Raw genomic sequence first — 17,621 nt, 5'->3', positions numbered from 1 at the left:
GTGCCGGCGGCTGCGGGCGGGGCTGCGGCGGTCACGTCCCAGGACCCTAGCCGGGCCCCCCGACGGCGGGAACCGGTCAACCGGAAGGGTGTCCGCGGCGTCCCGCCGGCCCCGCCCGCCTCAGCGGCGCTTCGGCCTCTCCCGGCCCCACCGGCGCTCCGCGGGCACGTCCATCGCGTCGCACAGGGCGAACCAGACCTCCTTGGGCTCCACGCCGTCGGACAGGGCCTGCGCCGGGCTGCGATCGCCGAGGGCCATGAGGACCTGGTCGGCCGCCAGGGACCGGCCGTAGCCGGCGCCGAACTCCTCGTCCACCAGCCGCCAGAAATCGCTCAGCCGCATGGCGGAAGCCTCGCACGGCCCGCGCCGCCCCCGCGCCGTCGCGGTGCGGGGGCGAGGGCTGGGGGCGCTCCCGCGGCGCCGGGCGGATGTCGGGGCCGCGTGCTCCAATGCCGAGGTGCCTCCCCGCCCGCGCCGTGCCCCCGAGCCGGATCCCGAGCCGGTCCCCGCCCCGGACGCCGCGCTCGACGCGGACACCGTCCTGGGCCGCTTCTCCCCCGCCACCCGGGCCTGGTTCACCGGGGCCTTCGCCGCCCCCACCGCCGCCCAGCTCGGGGCGTGGGACGCCGTCAGCCGCGGCGAGCACGCTCTCGTGGTGGCCCCCACCGGCTCCGGCAAGACCCTCTCGGCCTTCCTCTGGGCCCTGGACCGGATCGCCGCCGAGCCGGTCCCCGAGGAGCGCAGCCACCGCTGCCGCGTGCTCTACGTCTCCCCGCTCAAGGCGCTGGCCGTCGACGTCGAGCGCAACCTGCGCAGCCCCCTGACCGGCATCCGGCAGGCCGCCCACCGCCTCGGGCTGCCGCTGCCGGAGGTGCGGGTCGCGGTGCGCTCCGGGGACACCCCGCCCGAGGAGCGCCGCGCCTTCACCAAGAACCCGCCCGACGTGCTCATCACCACCCCCGAGTCGCTGTTCCTGCTGCTCACCTCCCAGGCGCGCGAGCAGCTCGCCGGGGTGCGCACCGTCGTGCTCGACGAGGTCCACGCCATGGCCGGCTCCAAGCGCGGTGCCCACCTGGCGCTGTCCCTGGAGCGGCTGGACGCCCTCGTCACCGCCGCCGGGGGCGAGCCGGCCCAGCGGGTGGGGCTCTCGGCCACCGTGCGCCCCGTGGAGGCCGTCGCCTCCTGGGTCAGCGGTGACCGGCCGGTGCGGATCGTGCAGCCGCCCTCGGCCAAGGAGTTCGACCTGCGGGTCATCGTGCCCGTGCCCGACATGGCGGACCTGGACTCCGGCGTCTCCGACCCCGCGGTGGAGGACCTCACCGGCCTGGCCGCGGGCGAGCCACGCCGCGCCAGCATCTGGCCGCACGTGGAGGAGAAGGTCGTCGACCTCGTCTCCGGGCACCGCTCCACCATCGTCTTCGCCAACTCCCGCAGGCTCTCCGAGCGGCTCACCGCCCGGCTCAACGAGGTGTGGGACGCGCGGCTGAACCCGCCGGAGGAGGACGGTGCGGCCCGTCCCGGCCCGGGGGAGGTCCAGCCCGCGCAGGTCATGGCCTCCGGCGCCGCCACCGGCGCACCGCCGGTCCTGGCGCGCGCCCACCACGGCTCCGTCTCCAAGGAGCAGCGCTCCCTCATCGAGGAGGACCTCAAGGCCGGGCGGCTGCCGGCCGTGGTCGCCACCTCCAGCCTGGAGCTGGGCATCGACATGGGCGCCGTGGACCTCGTGGTGCAGGTGGAGTCCCCGCCCAGCGTCGCCAGCGGCCTGCAGCGCGTCGGGCGCGCCGGGCACCAGGTCGGGGCCGTCTCCCGCGGTGTGCTGTTCCCCAAGTACCGGGCCGACCTCGTCCAGACCGCCGTCGTCGTCGAGCGCATGCGCACCGGGCGCATCGAGTCCCTGCGGGTGCCCGCCAACCCCCTCGACGTGCTCGCCCAGCAGGTCGTCGCGATGGTCGCCATGGACGACTGGTCCGTGGACGAGCTGCACGAGCTCGTGCGCCGCGCCTCGCCGTTCGGCCAGCTCTCCCGCGCGGTGCTGGAGGCGGTGCTGGACATGCTCTCCGGGCGCTACCCCAGCGACGAGTTCGCCGAGCTGCGCCCGCGCCTGGTCTGGGACCGCGTCACCGGCACCCTCACCGCCCGCCCCGGCGCGCAGCGCCTCGCGGTCACCAGCGGCGGCACCATCCCCGACCGCGGCATGTTCGGGGTGTTCCTCGCCGGCGGGGAGGGCCCCGGCCGGCGGGTCGGGGAGCTGGACGAGGAGATGGTGTACGAGTCCCGCGTCGGGGACGTCATCACCCTCGGCTCCACGTCCTGGCGCGTGGAGGACATCACCCACGACCGGGTCCTGGTCACCCCCGCCCCCGGCGTGCCCGGCCGGCTGCCGTTCTGGCACGGCGACGCCCTGGGCCGCCCCGCCGAGCTCGGCCGGGCCCTGGGTGCCTTCGTCCGCGAGCTGGGCGCCCTGACCGGCGGCTTCGGCGGCGAGGCGGCCCGCGAGCGGGTGCGCGCCGCCGGCCTGGACGAGTGGGCCGCTGACAACCTCCTCGCCTACCTCGGCGAGCAGCAGGAGGCCACCCGCCACGTGCCCGACGACCGCACGATCGTCGTGGAGCGCTTCCGCGACGAGCTCGGCGACTGGCGCGTCTGCATCCACTCCCCCTTCGGCGCGCAGGTGCACTCCCCCTGGGCGCTGGCCGTCGCCGTGCGCATGCGCGAGCGGTACGGCGTCGACGTGCAGGTCATGCCCGGCGACGACGGCATCGTGCTGCGGCTGCCCGACGTGGAGCTGCCCGAGGGCCAGGCGCCCGACGTGGCCGACCTGCTGGTGCTCGACCCCGAGGAGGTGGAGGACCTCGTCACCGCCGAGATCGGCGGCTCGGCCCTGTTCGCCTCCCGCTTCCGCGAGTGCGCCGCCCGGGCCCTGCTCCTGCCGCGGCGCACCCCCGGCAAGCGCCAGCCCCTGTGGCAGCAGCGGCAGCGCTCCGCCCAGCTGCTGCAGGTCGCCCAGCGCTACGCCAGCTTCCCCATCGTCCTGGAGACCGTGCGCGAGGTCCTCCAGGACGTCTTCGACGTGCCCGGCCTGGTGCAGCTCATGAAGGACCTCTCCGGCCGGGCCGTGCGCCTGGTGGAGGTGGAGTCCCCGCAGCCGTCCCCCTTCGCCCGCTCCCTGCTGTTCGGGTACGTCGCGCAGTTCCTCTACGAGGGCGACTCCCCCCTGGCCGAGCGCCGCGCCGCCGCGCTGTCCCTTGACCCGGGCCTGCTCTCGGAGCTGCTGGGGCGCGGCGAGGGCGCGGCCCTGCGCGACCTGCTGGACCCGGACGCCGTGACGCGCACCGAGGAGGAGCTGCAGCGCCTGGCCCCCTCGCGCCGCAGCCGCGACGCCGAGGACGTGGCGGACCTGCTGCGGGTGCTCGGGCCGCTGTCCACCGCGGAGGTGCACGCCCGTTCCGGCCCCGACCCCGAGCAGCCGGTGACCGAGGGCGAGGTGGCCCGCTGGCTCGTGGGGCTGGAGGAGGCCCGCCGCGTCATCCGCGTCCGCATCGCCGGCGAGGAGCGCTGGGCGGCGATCGAGGACGCCGGGCGGCTGCGCGACGGCCTGGGCGCCCCGCTGCCCGTGGGGGTTCCCGAGGCGTTCACCGAGCCCGTCGCCGACCCCCTCGGCGAGCTGCTGGGCCGCTTCGCCCGCACCCGCGGGCCCTTCTCCGCCGACGACGCCGCCCGCCGCTTCGGCCTCGGCCGCGCCGTCGCGACCGAGGCGCTGCGCAGGCTCGTGCGCACCGGCCGGCTCGTGGAGGGCGAGCTGCGCCCCGGCGGCACCGGCACCGACTTCTGCGACGCGGACGTCCTGCGCGTGCTGCGCCGCCGCTCCCTGGCCGCCCTGCGCGCCGACGTCGAGCCCGTCCCCCCGCGCGACCTCGCACGCTTCCTGCCCGCCTGGCAGGGCGTCGGCACCGGGCTGCGCTCCCGGCTGCGCGGGCCGGACGGGGTGCTGCGGGCGGTGGAGCAGCTCGCCGGCGCCGTGCTGCCCGCCAGCGCGCTGGAGACGCTCGTGCTGCCCTCGCGCGTGGACGGGTACACCCCCGCGCTGCTCGACGAGCTGACCGCCGCCGGGGAGGTCGTCTGGGCCGGGCACGGCAGCCTGCCCGGCGACGACGGCTGGATCTCCCTGCACCCGGCGGACCTGGCGCCGCTGACGCTGCCGGTGCCCGGGGAGGACACCGCCGCGGACGGGGAGTCGCACCGCGACGTGCACCGGGCGGTGCTCGACGCGCTCGCCGGCGGCGGGGCGTACTTCTTCCGGTCCCTCTCCGACGGCATCGGCTCCACCGACGACGCCGAGCTCACCGCGGCGCTGTGGGACCTGCTGTGGGAGGGCCGCCTCACCAACGACACCCTCGCCCCCCTGCGGGCCCGCCTCGCCGGCGGCAAGGGCGCCCACAAGACGCGGCCGGGTTCCCCGCGGGCCCGCTACGCCCGCCCCGCGCGCCCCGGGCGCGGCCTGCGCACCGGGCGGCTGGAGCTGCCCAGCCGCAGCGGCCCGCCGACGACCGCCGGGCGCTGGTCGCTGCTGCCCGCCCCCGAGCCCGACGCCACCGTCCGCGCGCACGCGGCCGCGGAGGTGCTGCTGGACCGGCACGGCGTCGTCACCCGCGGCGCGGTCGCCGCGGAGCGCGCTCCCGGCGGTTTCGCCGCGGTCTACCGGGTGCTGGCCGCGTTCGAGGAGGCCGGGCGGGCCCGGCGCGGCTACTTCGTGGAGGGTCTGGGCGCCTCGCAGTTCGCCACCGGCGGTGCGGTGGACCGGCTGCGGGAGGCGGCGCGCCCCGTCGGCGGCACCCGGCCCGGGGACGCCACGGGACCCGGCGCGGTCGTGCTGGCCGCCACCGACCCCGCCAACCCCTACGGCGCGGCGCTGCCGTGGCCCGAGCGCCCCGTGGCGGGCACGGACCCCGCCGACGGCACGGCCGCCGGGGGTGCGTCCGCCGAGGGTGCGTCCGCGGAGGGTGCGGCGGCGGGCGGTGCCGGGGCCCGGCGGACCACCACGGCCGGGCACAAGCCGGGCCGCAAGGCCGGGGCCCTGGTGGTCCTCGTGGACGGGGAGCTGCTGCTGTACGTGGAGCGCGGCGGGCGCACGGTCCTGTCCTGGCCGCCGGAGCCGCGGGACGAGGCCGACGGCGCCCCCGGGGAACGCCCCGGCGGTCCCCTGCAGGCCGCGGCGGACGCCCTGGCCCTCGCCGTGCGGGACGGCGCGCTGGGTAGGCTGACCGTCGAGCGCGCCGACGGCGAGCAGGTGCTCGGCTCGGACTCCCCGCTGGGCCGGGCCCTGGCCTCGGCCGGGTTCCACGCCACCCCCCGCGGCCTGCGGATCCGCGCGTGAGGCCGTCGCCCGCGGGGGCGCGCGCAGACGTGCCGGCGCGGACGGCGGGATGCCCCCCGCCGGGGGCGCCCGCACCCGGCTCCGCAGGAGGCGCACGTGCCTGAGGGCGACACCGTGTGGCGCACCGCCCGCAGGCTGCACCAGGCCCTGGCCGGCCGCGAGCTCACCGGCAGCGACCTGCGCTGGCCGACGCTCGCCGCGGCGGACCTCACCGGTGCGCACGTCACCGAGGTCGCCAGCGCGGGCAAGCACCTCCTGGTGCGGATGACCGGGGCCCCCGGCGAGCTGACCCTGCACAGCCACCTGCGCATGGAGGGCTCCTGGCACGTGCACCGCACGGGCGAGCCCTGGGCGACGCGCCGCGCCGAGCACGGGGTGCGGGCGGTGCTCACCACCGCCGAGTGGACGGCCGTCGGCCACCTGCTGGGGATGCTCGACCTGGTGCCCACCGCCGCGGAGGACACCCTCGTCGGGCACCTCGGCCCGGACCTGCTCGGGCCCGGCTGGGACCCGGCCGAGGCCGAGCGGCGGCTGCTGGCGGACCCGGAGCGCGAGATCGGGCAGGCTCTGCTCGACCAGCGCGTCCTCGCGGGGGTCGGCACCCTCTACATGGCCGAGTCGCTGTTCCTGGCGCGGCTGACGCCGTGGTCACCGGTGCGGGACCTCGCCGACCCCACCGCGTTCGTGGCGCTGCTGCACCGCCTGCTCGACGTCAACAAGGACCGCGCCGCGCAGGTCACCACGGGCGATCTGCGGCCCGGCCGCCAGCACTGGGTCCACCCGCGCTCCGGCAAGCCCTGCCACCGCTGCGGCGGCACCATCCGGGTGGCGCGGCTCGGGGAACCCCCCACGGACCGGGTGGCCTTCTACTGCCCCGGCTGCCAGCGCGGCCCCGCGCCCACCGACGACGGCCGCAGGCAGAACCCGCTCGGCGCGGGGCGCCCCCGGGCACGCGGCCCCCGCTACCGCTCGTGAGCCGCTGAGCGACGCCCGCGCATGTCGCGGAGCCCTCGGCCGGGCCCCCGGCCGGGCGCGTCCCCGACGCACCGCGGTGGGGTCAGGCGACGGAGACGAGACGCTCCCGGCGGTGGTGCTCCATCGCGCGGCGCAGGTCCGCCGGGCGCAGGTCGGACATGTCCTCCACGAGGGCGTCCACGAGCGCGGCGGGCACCTCGTCGGGCACCAGGTCCGCGACGTCGGCCGGGACGTCCTCGGGGAGGGTCACCACGGTGGGGACGTCCTCGGGCAGGGTCACCAGGGCCGCGAGCGCGTCGCCGTCCACGTCGGTGCCCACGGTGGCCACCGCCGCGAAGGCGCCGTCGGGGTGGGCGGCCGGTGCGGGGGTGCCGCGGACGAGGGCCGCTCCGCCCTCCGCCTCGGCCACGCGCTGCGTCACCTCGTGCAGGACGCGGGAGAGGGGCAGCTCCAGGGCGGAGCAGATGGAGGCCAGCAGCTCGCTGGACGCCTCCTTCTGGCCGCGCTCGACCTCGCTGAGGTACCCGAGGGAGACGCGGGCGGTGGAGGACACCTCCCGCAGGGTGCGGCCCTGGCTGCGGCGCTGGTCGCGCAGCACATCGCCGATCGTCTGACGCAGCACGACCATCTTGCGCCCCCCTCTCCTGCCCGGATCACCGGCGCTCCCGTGGCCGGACGGCTCCCCCGCGTGGTGGCTGGTAGTGATGGAATGACTACGGTACATGGAGGAGAGGGCCGGGGGCGGGGTCACGCGAGGCCTGAGCATGTCCGGCTCAACTCTCGGCGGCGCCGCCCTGTTCCGCTCCTGCACGTGCCACGCACCACACCAGCATCTCCAGCGCCGCGTCAACCGTCGCACCCCGCACCTCGGCCCGCCCGCCGGGAAGGCCGAAGCGGCGCACCTCCACGGACACACCCGACGTCCGCGACCCCGCGGGAGCGCCCGGCGCCGCCGGTGGCACCTGCGGTGCGGCCCATGCCACCGCCACGAACACCGTCCCCGGCGCCGCGCCGTCCTGCGGGTCCGGCCCTGCCACCCCGGTCGTCGCGACCCCCACGTCCGCCCGCAGCCGCTCCCGCACCCCCCGCGCCATCTGCGCGGCGACGTCACCGTCCACCGCGCCGCGGGCCGCCAGCAGGTCGGCGTCCACGCCCAGCACCTGCGCCTTGAGGTCCGTGGCGTAGGCGACGACCCCGCCGCGCAGCACCCTCGACGCGCCGGGCACCTCCACCAGCGCCGAGCACACCGCACCGCCGGTGAGGGACTCGGCCACGGCCACCGTCAGGCCGCGCCGCGACGCCTCCGCGACGACCTCAGCGGCACGCCCCGCGGTCCCGCCCACCTCAGCGCGCGTCCCTCGCCTGCGCCGCCGGCCGCCACAGGCGGTGGGCGATGACGAAGTACTCCCACGCCGTGACCAGCGTCAGGACGACCGCGACGAGCATCACGGCCGCCTCCACCGGGTCCGTCCAGCCCGGCAGCGGCAGCACGTACATCCCCACGGCCACCGACTGCACCACCGTCTTGATCTTCCCGCCCCTGCCCGCGGGGATGACGCCCCGGCGCACCACGAGGAAGCGGGCCAGCGTCACCAGCCCCTCGCGCAGCAGGATCAGGACGGTCGCCCACCAGGTCAGCTCCCCCAGCACCGACAGCACGACCAGCGCACCGCCGATGAGCGCCTTGTCCGCGATCGGGTCGGCCATCTTGCCGAAGTCCGTGACCCGGTCCCAGCGCCGCGCCAGGTGCCCGTCGTAGCGGTCGGTGATGATCGCGGCGAGGAAGACCCCGAAGGCACCCAGGCGCCAGGCCGTGTCCTGCCCGCCGTCGTGGGCGAGCAGCCAGACGAACAGCGGGACGGCCACGATGCGCAGCACCGTCAGCGCGTTGGGCAGGTGGTAGCGGTGCGCGGTGCGCCAGGACCTCGACGGGTGCCGCGCGGCGCCGGAGGTCACGGCCGGTCCCCGGCGCGGGCGGCCACCGGCACCGCCACGAGGTCGACGCCCTCGGTGTCCACGACCTCCGCCACGACGAGGTCGCCGATCGCCGGCGCCGCCCCCGCGGGGACCCGCAGCAGCGTCGTGCCGTCCACCTCCGGGCCCTGGTGCGCCGCGCGGCCCACCACGGCCCCGTCCTCCAGGGACTCCACGAGCACCTCCACGTGCTCCCCGACGCGCTCCTCCGCACGCTGCGCGACCAGCTCCTCGACGAGGCGGCCGACCGCCTCGACGCGGGCGGCGACCTCGTGCTCCGGCAGGTGCGCGTCCAGCTTCTCGGCCTCGGTGCCGTCCTCGTCGGAGTAGCCGAACACGCCCACGACGTCGAGGCGGGCCGCCTCCAGGAAGCCGCACAGCTCCGCCACGTCGTCCTCGGTCTCGCCGGGGAAGCCGACGATGACGTTGGAGCGCACCCCGGCCAGCGGCGCGCGCTCGCGGACCTGCTCCAGCAGCGCGAGGAACGGCTCGGTGCCACCGAAGCGGCGCATCCGCCGCAGGACGGCCGGGGCGGAGTGCTGGAAGGAGAGGTCGAAGTAGGGCACGACGCCCGGGGTGCCGGTCAGGGCGTCCAGCAGCCCGGGCCGCACCTCCGCCGGCTGCAGGTACGACACCCGCACCCGCGCCACCCCGGCCGTGGCGGCGATGGCGGGCAGCAGCTTCTCCAGCGCCCGCACGTCACCGAGGTCCTTGCCGTAGGAGGTGGTGTTCTCGCTGACGAGGAACAGCTCCTTCACACCGCGCTCCCCCAGCCAGGCGGCCTCGGCGAGCACCTCCCCGGCGGGGCGGGAGAGGAAGGAGCCGCGGAAGGCGGGGATCGCGCAGAACGTGCAGCGGCGGTCGCAGCCGGAGGCGATCTTCAGCGGTGCCCAGGGCCGGCCGTCGAGGCGGCGGCGCACCACCCGGGGCCCGGACGCCGGCGCCACCCCGGCGGGCAGGTCGGCGGGCGCCGCCGGGAGCGCCCCGGGGGCCGCGGCGGGGATCGCCACGGGGACCGCCGCGGCCGACCGCGCGCGCTGGCGCTCCACGGGCGCGAGCGGCAGCAGCGAGCGGCGGTCGCGCGGCACGTGGGAGCCGGGCCGGGCGCCCCCGAGGATGCCGTCCAGGTGGCCGGCGAGGTCGGCGTAGGAGTCGAAACCGAGGACGGCGTCGGCCTCGGGCAGCTCCTCGGCGAGCTGGGTGCCGTAGCGCTCGGCGAGGCAGCCGACGGCGACGACGGCCTGCGTGCGCCCGGCCTTCTTCAGGTCCGCGGCCTGCAGGACCGTGTCGATGCTGTCCTTCTTCGCCTGCTCGATGAAGCCGCACGTGTTGACCAGGGCGACGTCGGCGTCGGCGGCGTCCTCGACGAGGTCCCAGCCGGCGTCCGCCAGACGCCCGGCGAGCTCCTCGGAGTCGACGTCGTTGCGGGCGCAGCCCAGGGTGATCAGCGCGACGGATCGGGAAGGCACCCCGCCAGGGTACGCACCGGCGCAGGTCCGCGGGGACCGCCGGACGACGGGTCAGTGCTCGGCGCGGACCGGGGCGGCGCGCCCGCTGGCCACCCTCGCCCCGAAGGGCGGGTGCGGCACGGGGCCGTGGGGCGCCGGCGGGTGCGGCACGGGCGCTCCCGGAGCGGGTGCGGGTGGCTGCGGGGTGTGGGCCGCCGCGCCCGCCGCCTCCGCGTCGTGCCCGGCCACCACGGGCTGGGCGTGCGTCTGCGGCGCGTGCGGCTCCTCCAGCAGCGCCCGCATGGGCCGCGTCGGCCGGAACCACCCGCCGCCGGGGGGCAGCGCGGTGAGGCGGGTGCGCCCGAGCGGGAACTGGAAGGCCCCGGGCACGTCTTCCAGGTCGACGAACTCGATGTGTTCCGACTCCTGCGCGTAGCCGGCGACCTCGGCGAAGGACAGGACGGTGACGTGCACGCCCTCCCGGGCGAGGGCCTCCAGGGGCTGCAGGAAGTTGCGGCCGTCCCCGCTGGCCACGACGAGGCGGGTGAGGCGGTGGCTGACGCGGCGCTCAGCGATGTGCCGGAGCATGTCCTCGTCGACGTCGTCGTCGGCCTGCAGCTTGGGGCGGGCGAAGACCGCGTAGCCGAAGCCGCGCAGCGCCTCGATCCACCCGCGCATCGTCAGCGCGCTGGCGGGCTGGACGTTCGTGAAGACGCAGCCCTCCACCTCGCGCTCGCCCGCACCGGAGAGGAACCACCGCGCGAGGGCGTCGAAGCGGGGGCGTGAGGACGGTGAGGGGCGGCTCCCCAGGATGCTCGACAGGGTCATGTCGATGTTGGGCGCATCCCACACCAGCAGGTCGAGCTCAGGCCCGTCCTGCCGTGCCTGGCCTGCCGCAACGCTGGCCTCACGAGCCTCCATCTGCACATAGTTGCACGGAGAGTCACCAATTGCGACGTAGTGCTCGCACTGCGTGACACCTCGGCGTGTCGCACGGTTCGCGCGGGTCTCCCGGCCCGCCCCGGCGGGCCGCCGGGCCCGCCCGTGACGGCGGATCAGGCCCGGTCGGTCAGGTCCCAGGCGTCCTCAGAGCCGCCCTCGTCGTCCTCCACGTCCCCCAGGCCTGAGTCGTCCAGCAGCGCCGTCGGCGGGTCCTCGCCCCGGATGGCGGCCAGCGTCGCCGGCAGGTCCTCCGGCTTGACGAGCACGTCGCGCGCCTTGGAGCCCTCGCTGGCCCCCACGACGCCCCGCGACTCCAGCAGGTCCATCAGGCGCCCGGCCTTGGCGAAACCCACCCGCAGCTTGCGCTGCAGCATCGAGGTCGAGCCGAACTGGGTGTTGACCACCAGCTCCGCCGCCTGCAGCAGCACGCCGAGGTCGTCGCCGATCTCCTCGTCGACCTGCTTCTTCTCCGCCGTGGGCACGACGTCGTCGCGGTAGGACGGCTTGAGCTGGGTCTTGACGTGGGAGACGACGGCCTCCACCTCGGACTCCGTGACCCACGCGCCCTGCACGCGCATCGGCTTGCTCGCGCCCATCGGCAGGAACAGCGCGTCGCCCTGGCCGACGAGCTTCTCCGCGCCCGGCTGGTCCAGCACGACCCGGGAGTCCGCCAGCGACGACGTCGCGAACGCCAGCCGGCTGGGCACGTTCGCCTTGATCAGGCCGGTGACCACGTCCACGCTCGGCCGCTGCGTCGCGAGCACCAGGTGGATGCCCGCCGCGCGCGCCAGCTGCGTGATGCGCTGGATGGAGGCCTCCACGTCGCGGGGGGCGACCATCATCAGGTCCGCCAGCTCGTCGACGATCACGAGCAGGTAGGGGTAGGGCTGCAGGACGCGCTGGCTGCCCGGCGGCAGCGGCACCTCACCGGCGCGGACCGCGCGGTTGAAGTCGTCGATGTGCTTGAAGCCGAACGCCGCGAGGTCGTTGTAGCGGGTGTCCATCTCCTTCACCACCCACTCCAGGGCCTCCGCGGCCTTCTTGGGACTGGTGATGATGGGGGTGATGAGGTGCGGGATGCCCTCGTAGATCGTCAGCTCGACGCGCTTGGGGTCCACGAGGACCATCCGGACCTCGTCCGGGGTGGAGCGCATGAGGATCGAGGTGATCATCGAGTTGATGAAGCTGGACTTGCCGGCGCCCGTGGCACCCGCCACGAGCAGGTGCGGCATCTTGGCGAGGTTCGCGACGACGAAACCGCCCTCGACGTCCTTGCCGACGCCCATGACCATCGGGTGCTCGTTCTTGCGGGCCACGCCGCTGCGGAGCACGTCGCCGAGGGAGACCGTCTCGCGGTCGGTGTTGGGGATCTCGATGCCGATGGCCGACTTGCCGGGGATCGGCGACAGGATCCGCACGTCCGCGCTGGCGACGGCGTAGGCGATGTTCTTCGACAGCGCCGTGACCCGCTCCACCTTCACGCCGGGGCCGAGCTCGACCTCGTAGCGCGTGACGGTGGGCCCGCGCATGAAGCCGGTCACCCTCGCGTCGATCTCGAACTGGTCCAGCACCCCCGAGAGGGACTCCACGACGCGGTCGTTGGCGGCGCTGCGGGTCTTGTGCGGGGTGCCCGGGGTGAGGACCTCGTCGGAGGGCAGCGTGTAGGGCACGTCCCCCACGGCGAGCTGCTCGACGCGGATCGGGAGCGGCTCGGCGACGGGGTCGGGGTCCTTCGGCGGCGCCGCGGGCACGGGCTCCGCGGCACGCTCCGGCACCGGGGACGGCGCAGGGGGCGACACGGGGGGCGGTGCGCTCGGCGAGGCGGGGGTCGACCCCTGAGCGGGGGCGTCGGCGTCGGGTCGGGGGGCGGACCTCGGGCCGCGCCCGCGCTCGCGGCCGGTGGCGACGGCCTGCTCGAACGCCTCGTCGCCCGGGCGCGGGCCGTCGGGCCCCTCCTCCGGCGCAGCGCCGCGGCGACGGCGGCGCGCCCGGGCCAGTGCGGCGGCCGCGGCGTCGTGGGCGGCATCCGCGGCGGAGCCGCGCTCGCGGCGCCCGGTGCCGTCGGCGGCCCCCTCGGCGGCCTCCGTGCCGGAGTGGTGCGTCAGCCACTCGTACAGCGCCCGCAGCCGCGACGGGATCGCGTGCACCGGGGTCGCCGTCAGGACCAGCAGCCCGAAGAAGCCCAGCAGCGACAGCAGCGGCACCGTCACCCAGGCCGTCAGCGCGCTCGTGAGGGGTGTGGCGGCCAGGAAGCCGAGCATGCCGCCGGCCCCGCCGACCCACGGGTCGGCCTCGACGGTGGGGCTGGGCGCCCCGGAGGCGAGGTGGACCAGACCGCTGGCGGCCAGCACCAGGGCGATGGTGCCGATCACCGCGCGCGCCGTGGTGCGGGTGCGGTCGGGGTGGCGCAGCAGGTGCACGGCCATGCCCAGCAGGACCAGCGGCAGCGCGAGGGCCACCTTGCCGAAGGTGCCGGCCGCCACGACGTGGATGTAGTGCCCCGCCGCCCCGCGCAGCCCCCACCACTCCCGGGCGGCCACCACGAGCGCCAGCGCCAGCAGCAGCAGGCCGACGCCGTCGCGGCGGTGGGCGGGGTCCAGCTCCCGCGCGCCCTGGCCGACGCGGCGGGCGGCGCCGCCGACGAGGTGGGCCAGGCCCATCCAGGCGGAGGAGACGACCCGCACCGGCCAGGAGGGCCCGGTGCGGGCGGGGGGCGGGGAGCGCCGCGCGGCCGGTGCGGGGCGCCGGGCCGGCTGGCGGGCGGGCTGGCGGGCGGCGGTGCGCACCGGCTTCGACGGGCCGCCGCCCCTGGCAGGGGTCTTGCCCCGTTCGGGCGTGGAACGCGCGCTCGTCCGGGTGGCCATGGCGACACCGTACCCGCGGGGGCCCCGGGCACAGCGGCACACCACCGGCGGCGCGCCGCACGGCACCACCGGCGGCGCGCCGCACAGGAGGCCCACGGCCCGCGCACAGGGGCGGGCGGGAGACTGCGCCCATGGCGACGGTTGCACGCGGTCCGGCGGCGGGGCGGGAACGGCTCGCCGGGGTGGACCTGGCCCGCGGCCTCGCCGTGACGGGGATGGTGGCCGTGCACCTCCTGCCGGCCGCGGCGGGCGGCGCGGCGGGCCTGGTCCACACCGTCGCCGGCGGCCGCGCCTCGGCCCTCTTCGGCGTCCTGGCCGGGGTGTCCCTGGGGCTGCTCACCCGGCGCGGTCTGGACGGTGCCGGCCGCCGCGAGCGGGCGGGCCTGCGCGCGGGCGTCGTCGTGCGGGCCCTGCTCGTCACGCTGCTCGGGCTGGTGCTGACCGGGTGGCAGGAGGGCATCGCCGTGGTCCTGCCCGCCTACGGTTTGGCCTTCCTCGTGCTGCTGCCGGTGCTGTGGTGGCCCGCGCGGCGCCTGGCGGTCCTGGCGGGGGCTTGGCTGCTCCTGGGGCCGGTCGCGGGCCACCTGCTGCGGCAGGACCTGCCCCCCGGGCCCGGGCCGCAGCCGGGCCTGGCCTCGCTCGCGGACCCGGCCGGGCTGCTCACCACCCTCGCCCTGACCGGCTACTACCCGGTCGTCGGCTGGGCCGGTTTCCTCCTCGCCGGCCTCGCCGTGGCCCGCGCGGGCCTGCCCTCCGGGCGCGCCGCGCTCCGGCTGGCCGGGGCCGGGGCCGTGCTGGCGGGCGCGGCCGGCCTGGTGGGCGCCCTGCTGCTGGGACCGGCCGGCGGGGCGGGCGCGATCGCGGCCGCGGACCCGCAGGGCTGGGCGCGGATCACGGCCCCGGGGGCGAGCGCGTACGGCACCACCCCGACGACGACGTGGTGGTGGCTGGCCGTCGCCGTGCCGCACTCCTACACGCCGGTGTACCTCGTCTCCTCCACCGGCACCGCGCTGCTCGCCCTCGGGCTCGCCCTGGCGCTGCCCGCGGCCCTCACGCGGTGGTTGGGGCCGCTGACGGCCGTGGGCAGCATGCCGCTGAGCGTGTACGCGCTGCACGTGCTGGCGTGGCCGCTGCTGCACACCCCGCCCGGTGTGGCCCTGGGCGTGCACCTCGTCGTCGCGTGCGTGCTGGCCACGGCCTGGCGGCAGGCGCTGGGCCGCGGCCCCGCCGAGGAGGTCGTCGGGGCCGCGGCGGGGCTGGCCGGGTCCCTCGTCGGCGGCCGGCCCCGCGGAGCGCCCGCCCTCAGGCGGTGACCACCACAGGGATGATCATCGGCCGGCGGCGGTGCACCTGGCTCACCCAGGTCCCGACGGTGCGCCGCAGCACCTGCTGGAGCCGGTACGCGTCGACGTTGCCGTTGGCGGTCGCCTCGCTCAGCGCGCTCTCGATGCGGGCGCGCACCTGCGCGAAGCGCTCCTCGCCCTCCCCGGGGAAGCCGCGGGTGTTGAACTCCGGCCCCGCCACGATCTTGCCGGTGGCGGCGTCGACCACGAGGAAGACGGAGATGAAGCCCTCCTCGCCGAGGATGCGCCGGTCCTTCAGGTCCGCGTCGGTGATCTCCCCGACGGTGGAGCCGTCGACGTAGACGTAGCCGCAGGGGACGTTGCCCGCCACGCGGGCCACCCCGTCCACGAGGTCCACCACGACGCCGTCCTCCACGACGACGACCCGCTCGCGCGGCACGCCGGTCTGCACGGCCAGCTCGGCGTTGGCGACGAGGTGGCGGTACTCCCCGTGCACCGGCATGACGTTGCGCGGGCGCACGATGTTGTAGCAGTACAGGAGCTCACCGGCGCTGGCGTGCCCGGAGACGTGCACCTTGGCGTTGCCGGAGTGCACGACCTTCGCGCCGAGGCGGATGAGGCCGTTGATGACGCGGAACACGGCGTTCTCGTTGCCGGGGATGAGCGAGGAGGCGAGCACGACCGTGTCACCCGCGCCGACGACGATCCGGTGGTCCCCGTTCGCCATCCGCGACAGCGCGGCCATCGGCTCGCCCTGGGACCCCGTGCACATGAGCACGATCTGGTCCTCCGGCAGGTCCCCGACCCGCTTGACGTCCACCAGGACCCCCGGGGGGACCGTCAGGTAGCCCAGCTCGGCGGCGATGCCCATGTTGCGCACCATGGAGCGCCCCACGAGGGCGACCTTGCGCCCGTGCCGGTCCGCGGCGTCCAGGACCTGCTGCACGCGGTGCACGTGGCTGGCGAACGAGGCGACGATGACGCGGCGCTCCGCGCGGCCGAACACCTGGTCCAGCACCGGGCCGATGCCCCGCTCGGGGGCGGTGAAACCGGGGACCTCGGCGTTGGTGGAGTCCACCATGAACAGGTCCACGCCCTCCTCGCCCAGGCGGGCGAAGGCGCGCAGGTCGGTGATGCGCGAGTCCAGCGGGAGCTGGTCCATCTTGAAGTCGCCGGTGTGCAGGACCGTGCCGGCGCTGGTGCGCACCGCGACGGCGAGGGCGTCGGGGATGGAGTGGTTGACGGCGACGAACTCGCAGCCGAACGGGCCGAGCTGCTCGACCTGCCCCTCCCGCACCTGCAGGGTGTACGGGGTGATGCGGTGCTCCTTGAGCTTCGCCTCGATGAAGGCGAGCGTGAGCTGGGAGCCGACGAGCGGGATGTCCGGCTTGAGCCGCAGCAGGTACGGCACCGCGCCGATGTGGTCCTCGTGCCCGTGGGTGAGGATCACCGCGACGACGTCGTCGAGGCGGTCCGCGATGGGCGTGAAGTCGGGCAGGATCAGGTCCACGCCCGGCTGGTTCTCCTCGGGGAACAGCACCCCGCAGTCGATGATCAGCAGCTTGCCGCGGTGCTCCAGGACCGCCATGTTGCGGCCCACCTCGCCCAGGCCGCCGAGCGGCAGGACGCGCAGGGCGCCCTCGGCGAGGGGCGGCGGCGGCGAGAGCTCGGGGTGCGGGTGGCTCATGCGGTTCCTCCAGACGCGGCGTGCGCCGCGAGGGTCCGGGCCTCGAGCAGGCCGGCGGAGTCGAGGTCGGCGCGCAGGGTCGCCACCTCCTCCTCGGTCGCGTCGATCAGCGGCGGTCGGGTCGTGCGGGTGGGAAGGGCCCCGGTCAGCTCCAGGGCCGCCTTGACGGCGATGACCCCCTGCGTGCGGGTCATGATCGCCCGCACCGCGGGCAGCAGGCGGCGGTGGACGGCGAGGGCGCCGGCGAGGTCCCCCGCGTCCACCGCCTGCACCATGCGGGCGTACTCGGGACCCGCGACGTGGCTGACGACGCTGACGATCCCGGCGGCCCCGTGCGCGAGGTGGGCGAGGTTCAGGGCGTCGTCCCCGGAGTACCAGGCCAGGTCGGTGCGCGTCTGCACCCACGACGTCTCGTACAGGTCGCCCTTGGCGTCCTTGACCGCGACGACCCGCGGGTGCTCGGCGAGCCGCACGAGCGTCTCCGTGCCGATCGCCACCCCCGAGCGCCCCGGGATGTCATAGAGCATCACGGGCAGGCCGGTGGCGTCGGCGACCGCGACGAAGTGCCGCCGCAGGGCCTCCTGCGGCGGCTTGGAGTAGTACGGGGTCACCACGAGCAGCCCGTGCGCACCCGCCCGCTCCGCGGCGCGTGCCAGCGCGACGGTGTGCTGGGTGTCGTTGGTGCCCACCCCGGCCAGGACGCGGGCGCGCCCGCCGACGGCCTGGAGCACCGCGGCGAGCAGGCTCTCCTTCTCGCTGTCCGACGTGGTGGGCGACTCCCCCGTCGTGCCGCTGACCACCAGGCCGTCGTGGCCCTCGCCGACGAGGCGCTCCGCCAGCGACTGCGCCGCGTCCAGGTCCAGCTTCCCGTCGGCCGTGAAGGGGGTGACCATGGCGGCGCAGACCGCGCCGAACGGGCGCGCGGGAGGCAGGGAGAGCTCGACGGGCATGGGGTCACGCTACCGCTGCGGCGGCACCCGTCCCGCCCGAGGCGGGCGGTGACCTGCGCCGGGGCCGGCGGCGGCGTGCCGGGGGAAGACCACGTCCGGGCGC

The 17,621-nt window shown here is 76.7% G+C and carries 11 protein-coding genes and 1 pseudogene; 3 read left to right on the top strand and 9 right to left on the bottom strand.

Going from position 1 to position 17,621, the window contains the following annotated elements; all coding sequences use genetic code 11:
* Positions 1-120: 120 nt before the first annotated feature.
* Entirely contained in the window at positions 121-342 is a 222-nt protein-coding gene (locus tag ACYQBY_RS06735) for a DUF3046 domain-containing protein (protein WP_459643046.1), read from the bottom strand.
* 199 nt (positions 343-541) lie between these two features.
* Between ACYQBY_RS06735 and ACYQBY_RS06730 the strand changes: the two genes are divergently transcribed.
* Together ACYQBY_RS06730 and ACYQBY_RS06725 are read left to right on the top strand one after the other, a co-directional pair.
* Complete coding sequence (locus ACYQBY_RS06730; protein ID WP_459643131.1) at positions 542-5,374, top strand: ATP-dependent helicase; 4,833 nt, start codon at positions 542-544, stop codon at positions 5,372-5,374.
* Between the two features lie 96 nt (positions 5,375-5,470).
* Entirely contained in the window at positions 5,471-6,349 is an 879-nt protein-coding gene (locus ACYQBY_RS06725; RefSeq protein WP_459643045.1) for a DNA-formamidopyrimidine glycosylase family protein, read from the top strand.
* Positions 6,350-6,734: 385 nt separating this feature from the next.
* On the opposite strand, the pseudogene ACYQBY_RS06720 reads toward ACYQBY_RS06725, so the two are convergent.
* From ACYQBY_RS06720 to ACYQBY_RS06695, 6 genes and pseudogenes are all read right to left on the bottom strand, one after another.
* A pseudogene (locus tag ACYQBY_RS06720) lies at positions 6,735-6,977 on the bottom strand (helix-turn-helix domain-containing protein); the annotation flags it as partial.
* Positions 6,978-7,122: 145 nt separating this feature from the next.
* Entirely contained in the window at positions 7,123-7,692 is a 570-nt protein-coding gene (locus ACYQBY_RS06715) for a CinA family protein (protein ID WP_459643044.1), read from the bottom strand.
* Position 7,693: 1 nt separating this feature from the next.
* Positions 7,694-8,305, bottom strand: coding sequence for a CDP-diacylglycerol--glycerol-3-phosphate 3-phosphatidyltransferase (gene pgsA / locus ACYQBY_RS06710; protein ID WP_459643043.1), 612 nt, complete (start codon positions 8,303-8,305; stop codon positions 7,694-7,696).
* Positions 8,302-9,792 (bottom strand): 30S ribosomal protein S12 methylthiotransferase RimO, encoded by a 1,491-nt coding sequence (gene rimO / locus ACYQBY_RS06705; protein WP_459643042.1) that lies wholly within the window; start codon positions 9,790-9,792, stop codon positions 8,302-8,304. Before rimO ends, pgsA begins: the two co-directional genes overlap by 4 nt.
* A 51-nt stretch (positions 9,793-9,843) precedes the next feature.
* Positions 9,844-10,692, bottom strand: a complete 849-nt coding sequence (locus ACYQBY_RS06700; protein ID WP_459643041.1) for an NYN domain-containing protein — start codon at positions 10,690-10,692, stop codon at positions 9,844-9,846.
* A 134-nt stretch (positions 10,693-10,826) separates the two neighbouring features.
* On the bottom strand, positions 10,827-13,577 hold the full coding sequence (locus tag ACYQBY_RS06695; protein ID WP_459643040.1) for a DNA translocase FtsK: 2,751 nt from the start codon (positions 13,575-13,577) through the stop codon (positions 10,827-10,829).
* A gap of 131 nt (positions 13,578-13,708) precedes the next feature.
* On the opposite strand from ACYQBY_RS06695, the gene ACYQBY_RS06690 reads away from it, so the two are divergent.
* Positions 13,709-14,890, top strand: coding sequence for a heparan-alpha-glucosaminide N-acetyltransferase domain-containing protein (locus ACYQBY_RS06690; RefSeq protein ID WP_459643039.1), 1,182 nt, complete (start codon positions 13,709-13,711; stop codon positions 14,888-14,890).
* Here the strand turns inward: ACYQBY_RS06690 and ACYQBY_RS06685 are convergent.
* Positions 14,880-16,568, bottom strand: coding sequence for a ribonuclease J (locus ACYQBY_RS06685; RefSeq protein ID WP_459643038.1), 1,689 nt, complete (start codon positions 16,566-16,568; stop codon positions 14,880-14,882). The two genes, ACYQBY_RS06690 and ACYQBY_RS06685, sit on opposite strands and share 11 nt — an antisense overlap.
* A complete protein-coding gene (dapA, locus tag ACYQBY_RS06680) occupies positions 16,565-17,518 on the bottom strand; it encodes a 4-hydroxy-tetrahydrodipicolinate synthase (RefSeq protein ID WP_459643037.1) in 954 nt (317 codons plus the stop codon). Before dapA ends, ACYQBY_RS06685 begins: the two co-directional genes overlap by 4 nt.
* Between the last annotated feature and the right edge of the window lie 103 nt (positions 17,519-17,621).

It is taken from the genome of Kineococcus anabasis (assembly GCF_054590795.1).
This window is presented reverse-complemented; position numbering and strand designations above follow the sequence as displayed.